This is a genomic window from Variovorax glucosi (assembly GCF_051216695.1).
Classification (GTDB): Bacteria; Pseudomonadota; Gammaproteobacteria; order Burkholderiales; family Burkholderiaceae_C; genus Variovorax.
Map to the genome: position 1 here is coordinate 1 of NZ_JBPJZE010000356.1, position 1065 is coordinate 1065.

2 protein-coding genes are annotated in these 1065 nt (G+C 63.3%); one reads left to right on the forward strand and one right to left on the reverse strand.

The features are described from left to right. A partial coding sequence (locus ACSFA3_RS25620) for an AMP-binding enzyme (RefSeq protein WP_435508128.1) occupies window positions 1-186 on the forward strand: 186 nt, incomplete at its 5' end. Between the two features lie 146 nt (window positions 187-332). On the opposite strand, the gene ACSFA3_RS25625 is transcribed toward ACSFA3_RS25620, so the two are convergent. Then, window positions 333-1055 carry an IclR family transcriptional regulator gene (locus ACSFA3_RS25625; protein WP_435508129.1) on the reverse strand — a complete coding sequence of 241 codons (723 nt, stop codon included), beginning with the start codon at window positions 1053-1055 and terminating at the stop codon, window positions 333-335. Between the last annotated feature and the right edge of the window lie 10 nt (window positions 1056-1065).

A 1065-nucleotide genomic window follows, 5' to 3' on the forward strand; every position in this document is an offset into this window, starting at 1 on the left:
GAGGAATGGGGCGAAATCGTGGTCGCCTATATCGTGGCGAAGCCCGATGTGACGCCGCAGGTGCTGGATGCGCATTGCGTCGCGCACATCGCGAGGTTCAAGCGGCCCAAGCACTACGTCTTCGTGCCGGAGCTTCCGAAAAACAGCTACGGAAAAGTCTTGAAGCGCGAGCTGCGCCAGCCCTAGCGGTCATTGCGGACCTCCAGAATGCCCCTGGCGGTGCACCTTGGCCAGGTGCGTGTCCGCAGGCATCGGAACAACCCGCAAGACGAGTTCGGGAAGTGCTCAGTCAGATCATCCTTGGCTCGCTCGGACCGAGAAGGAAAGCCTGCTCACCTGCGGGATGGAAGCAGCGCCGACAGCGCATCGGCTTCCTTCTTCATGGCCAAGGCGAGGTCGGTACCCGCCGTGCCAGCTAGTTTGTCGGAAAGACCAGTGGCGACAAGTGTGTGCGCAACCCGTCCGGAGGCATCGAGCAACGGGACCGCAATCACCGTCACGCCGCTCATGTAATGGCCGCGATCGATGCTGAAGCCGCGCTTGCGGACCTGCTCGACCTCGCGTTTCCACATGGCAAGATCGATCGGCTTGTCCCAGCGAAGGGTCTTGAAACGCTTTTCGATCTGCGGCCACGTCTCGCTGCTGAAGGCCGCCACCAGGCGCCCCGTGGCGCTGACCAGCGCAGGGAAACGGCTGCCGACATCCACGTGCAGACGGAACGGAGCGTTGGAGCGCGACAAGGCCAGCACGACCATCGGCTCCATGTCATGGGTCTCGACGCCGATCATCGTCACGTTCCAGTCTTTGGCCAGGGCGTCCAGTACCGGCTGTGCGAGGCTGGCGAAGCTGCTGCTCTCGATCGCACTGCGCGCCAGGCTCAGCATGCCGGTGCCCAGCGAATATCGCTTGGTGCCGCTGTCAATCTTGACCAGGTCTTCGACGATCAGCGCGCGCAGGATGTGCAAGCAGGTGCTGGGAACGAGCTGGAGCTCGTCGGCAATGGCCTTGACGCCCATCGCCTGCTCGGAGCGCCCGAGAAGCCGTAGGATTGCGATCGCGCGGGTG